5 protein-coding genes are annotated in these 4,085 nt (G+C 56.9%); 2 read left to right on the top strand and 3 right to left on the bottom strand.

Annotated features, from left to right (window positions below; translation table 11 throughout):
* From NZ705_12320 to def, 3 genes are all read right to left on the bottom strand, one after another.
* A partial coding sequence (locus NZ705_12320) for an NAD(P)(+) transhydrogenase (Re/Si-specific) subunit beta (GenBank protein MCS7293729.1) occupies positions 1-1,292 on the bottom strand: 1,292 nt, incomplete at its 3' end.
* Between the two features lie 34 nt (positions 1,293-1,326).
* Positions 1,327-1,605 carry an NAD(P) transhydrogenase subunit alpha gene (locus tag NZ705_12315; GenBank protein ID MCS7293728.1) on the bottom strand — a complete coding sequence of 93 codons (279 nt, stop codon included), beginning with the start codon at positions 1,603-1,605 and terminating at the stop codon, positions 1,327-1,329.
* Between the two features lie 98 nt (positions 1,606-1,703).
* Positions 1,704-2,225 (bottom strand): peptide deformylase, encoded by a 522-nt coding sequence (gene def, locus NZ705_12310; GenBank protein ID MCS7293727.1) that lies wholly within the window; start codon positions 2,223-2,225, stop codon positions 1,704-1,706.
* A gap of 116 nt (positions 2,226-2,341) precedes the next feature.
* Between def and NZ705_12305 the strand changes: the two genes are divergently transcribed.
* Both NZ705_12305 and NZ705_12300 read left to right on the top strand, forming a co-directional pair.
* Complete coding sequence (locus tag NZ705_12305; protein MCS7293726.1) at positions 2,342-3,067, top strand: heme oxygenase (biliverdin-producing); 726 nt, start codon at positions 2,342-2,344, stop codon at positions 3,065-3,067.
* Positions 3,067-4,085: homocysteine biosynthesis protein (locus tag NZ705_12300; protein MCS7293725.1), on the top strand; the 1,019-nt coding region annotated here is incomplete at its 3' end. The genes NZ705_12305 and NZ705_12300, both read left to right, overlap by 1 nt.

Here is a 4,085-nt window from a genome sequence, read left to right as displayed (position 1 = left end):
TTCATACTGCGTTTAATCACGATGGTTCGTTTGGCTTTATCCACTTCCAGAATAGGCATCCCGTAAATAGGACTATGCTTATCATGCCGCGCTGCCGGATTCACCACGTCGTTGGCCCCCACCACTAGCACCACGTCCGTATGTTCAAACTCTGGGTTGATGGCCTCCATGTCATAGAGCTGAGTGTAGGGGACGTTGGCTTCAGCCAGTAATACGTTCATGTGTCCTGGCATGCGTCCGGCTACCGGATGAATCGCGTATTTCACCTCCACCCCCCGCCGCTCGAGGGCATCCGCCAATTCCCGCAATGCGTGCTGAGCTTGGGCCACTGCCATTCCGTACCCCGGCACAATCACCACTGACCGGGCGTAGGCCAGCATCATGGCCGTTTCCTCCTCGTCGATCCGCCGGATCACTCCCTTGACAGCAGTCACTCCGCCTGCTTCGCCTGCCTGTTGCGCCATTAGCGCGCCGAATAATACGTTCGCCAAGGAGCGGTTCATGGCTTTGCACATAATTTGGGTCAAAATCAAGCCCGATGCACCCACCAAAGCGCCAGACACCACTAGAGCATCGTTGAGGACGATAAAACCTGCTGCTGCCGCCGCTAGCCCCGAAAACGAGTTCAACAGGGAAATCACCACGGGCATATCCGCCCCTCCCACCGGCAGGACAAATAAAACTCCGAGCGCTAGCGACAAAACCAGCACGATTCCAAACGCCCCTAGCTGTAACGGCGCCGGCCATAGCACCAATCCTGCTCCCAACGTTGCTGCCAGCGTTCCCGCTGAGAGCCACCGTTGCCCCGGCAAAACCACTGGTTGTCCCGTCATCCAACCCTGGAGCTTCGCAAAGGCAATGAGGCTACCGGTAAAGGTGACGCCGCCAATGATCACCCCCAACACCGTCGAGACCAACGCCGCCTTGGGCAACGCCACGCCTGCGAGGACACTGCGCCAGAATTCCCCCGTGGCAATCAGCACCGACGCTGCGCCGCCGAGACCATTCAGCAGGCCAACCATCTGGGGCATGGCGGTCATTTCCACTCGATAGGCCAACCAAGCACCCACCACTGACCCAACCAGCAGTCCCAGCAGAATATGGTTGTAGTGCAAAATTCCCTGTTGCAGTAATGTCGCCGCTATTGCCAGCAGCATCCCCAGCGCCGCCCAGCGATTGCCCATCCGTGCCGTCGCCGGCGAACCTAATTTTTTAATCCCCACAATGAAGAGGGAAACAGCTACTAGATAGGTCAATTCAATCACAGTCGGCAATAAGGCAGCGACATCCATAGGCAGCGTCCCACTTACAACGGACAACAGTTATTTATCTCCTGAACATTTGCAACATCCGGTCGGTGACCAGGAATCCCCCCACTACGTTCACAGTCGCCAGCGCAATGGCTAGAATGCCCAACACTTGGCTCAGTCCATCGTCTGCATGACCTGCCAGCAGAATCGCTCCCACCACGGCAATTCCCGAAATCGCATTGGAACCAGACATGAGCGGGGTGTGGAGCGTCGGTGGCACTTTGTTAATCACCTCAAACCCAGCAAATGCTGCCAGGACAAAGATAAACAACGCCAGTACAAAGGGGGAAACCATAGGCTGATCCCAGGCACATAGGCCACACGTTTGGAGATTGAGGTTACTATCGCACAGGTTCGATGGGGGGCCAATTGAACCACAGAAATTTTTTGGGATCAGGCGTTCACTATCTGGGCTTGATATTCCGCTTCGCTCAAGAGTCGTTGCGGTTGACGGTCCAAAAATAGTTTCCCCTGGAGATGGTCGTACTCATGCTGGACAATCCGCGCCACAAAATCGCTAAATTCCTGGGTCATTTCTTCGCCCTGCACGTTCACATATCGCACCTGCACCCAGGGCACCCGCGCCACTAAACCACGTTGATTGGGTACACTCAAACACCCTTCCCAGCCCCACACCGGTTCACCGTCCATCGCCACGATTTCGGGGTTGATCATCACCAGGGGTTCCATCAAGGGCGCATGGGGATAGCGGGGGTTGGGCCGTGATGCCACTACTATCATCTGCCACGGTACCCCGACTTGCGGCGCAGCTAACCCTACCCCCCGAGCGTCCTGGCAAACCCGGACCAAGTCCTCTGCCAGAGCCTGTACCTGTGGATGGCCCACGTCTGTAACCGGTTGAGCTGGCTGGCGGAGGAGGGGATGACCGCACTGTAAGATAGTCGTCGCCTGCATCCTTAATGATTTTTAACGGTAAGACATCGCCTCAGGCTTTATGTTTAGTTAATGGGGGAGAGCTGTGATACGTATCCAGTAGTGGTTCTTGTTCACATCATAGCGGATGTTTAATTATGAGTAGTCAATTGGCGTTGGCCTTACGGGAAGGCACCAAGAAAGCCCACACCATGGCAGAGAATGTCGGCTTTGTCCGGTGTTTTCTCAAAGGAGTGGTGGAAAAGCAGTCCTATCGCAAACTGGTGGCCAATTTTTATTTTGTTTACGGCGCGTTGGAGGCGGCCATGGCCCGGCACCGGCAACATCCGGTAGTTGGTCCCATCTATTTCCCCGAATTGGTGCGACAACCAGCGCTGGAGAAAGACCTGGCGTTTTACTACGGCCCCCAGTGGCGCGAGGAAATCCAACTCTCCCCTGCTGGTCAGACCTATGTGCAGCGCATCGAGACGGTGGCTGAGACGCAACCAGAGTTGCTAGTGGCCCATGCCTACACGCGCTACCTCGGAGACCTGTCCGGCGGCCAACTCTTAAAGAAAATCGCCCAAAATGCCATGAACTTGGGGGAGGAGGGGGTGGCCTTTTACCGGTTTGAGCAAATTCCCGACGAAAAAGCCTTCAAAGCCCACTATCGCCGCACGCTCGACAGCCTGCCGGTGGACGCGGCAACGGTAGAGGCGATTGTCCAAGAAGCCAATCATGCCTTTGGGCTGAATATGCAAATGTTCCGTGAGTTGGAAGGCAATCTCATCAAAGCCATTGGCATTATGCTGTACAATGCCTTGACGCGCGGACGGCAACGGGGTAGCACTGAGGAGGATGAACTGGCGCCGGCAACGGAGTAATGGTTCAACGCACCCTGGCCGAGATTAACGCCAAAATCCAAGCGCGCGCAGCCGTTGTTTGGACAGCGGCGGAACTCAAAGCCAGGGTTAAGGAATGGGGGATTGCTCGCTGCGCCCGTACAGTAGATGTCATTACGACGGGAACCTTCGAGCCAATGGAGGCCTCAGGCGCCATTTTGAACCTGGGGCAAACTGACCCCCCCATCAAACTCCAGCGCTGTTGGCTAGATGGCGTGCCGGCCTACACGGGGTTTGGGGCAGTGGATGTGGTCATCGGGGCATCGCAACCCAGTGAACTGGAGGGAAGCGAGCGGGGTGGCGGCCACGTGATTGCCGATTTGATTGCAGGGCAGGCGGTCACCCTCAAGGCCACTGGTTATGCTACTGACTGCTACCCCCGCGCCAGCTTGGAGACCCGCATCCGCAAGGACACCATCAACCAGTTCTACCTCTACAACCCCCGCAATCTGTACCAGAACTTCATCGTGGGGGTCAACGGCGGTGACCGGACGCTCTACACCTATCTCGGGCCGTTACTGCCCCAGTTGGGCAACGCGGTCTATGCCTGTGGAGGCGCACTCTCGCCCCTGTTGAACGACCCGGATTTGCGGTGTGTGGGCATTGGCACCCGGATTTTCTTGGGCGGCGGGGTGGGGTATATCGCCTGGGAGGGCACCCAGCATTTCCCGTTGCAAAAACGGTTGCCCAATCGTATCCCTATCGGCCCAGCCGCTACGGTTGCCCTCATCGGGGATGCCCACCAGATGGATAGTCGCTGGGTGCGAGGCTGTTTTTTCAAGCACTACGGCCCGTCGTTGTACCTGGGAGTGGGGGTGCCGTTTCCCGTGCTGGATGAGCAGGTCATCGAGGCTTGTGCTGTTCAGGATGAGGACATTGTGGTACCGGTGGTGGATTTTGCAATTCCCCGGCGGGTGCGGCCCACCTTTGGGTTGGTGACTTACGCCCAGCTCAAATCCGGTCGGATTATGATTAATGGGACGTCGGTCCGCACGGCGCC

This window comes from Gloeomargarita sp. SKYB120 (genome assembly GCA_025062155.1).
Taxonomy (GTDB): domain Bacteria; phylum Cyanobacteriota; class Cyanobacteriia; order Gloeomargaritales; family Gloeomargaritaceae; genus Gloeomargarita.
This window is presented reverse-complemented; position numbering and strand designations above follow the sequence as displayed.

What these genes read in the sequence shown, in the direction of transcription:
- NZ705_12315 (MCS7293728.1), bottom strand. Translation starts at nt 1,605, where the DNA reads ATGGTTTCCCCCTTTGTACTGGCGTTGTTTATCTTTGTCCTGGCAGCA.
- def (MCS7293727.1), bottom strand. Translation starts at nt 2,225, where the DNA reads ATGCAGGCGACGACTATCTTACAGTGCGGTCATCCCCTCCTCCGCCAG.
- NZ705_12305 (MCS7293726.1), top strand. Translation starts at nt 2,342, where the DNA reads ATGAGTAGTCAATTGGCGTTGGCCTTACGGGAAGGCACCAAGAAAGCC.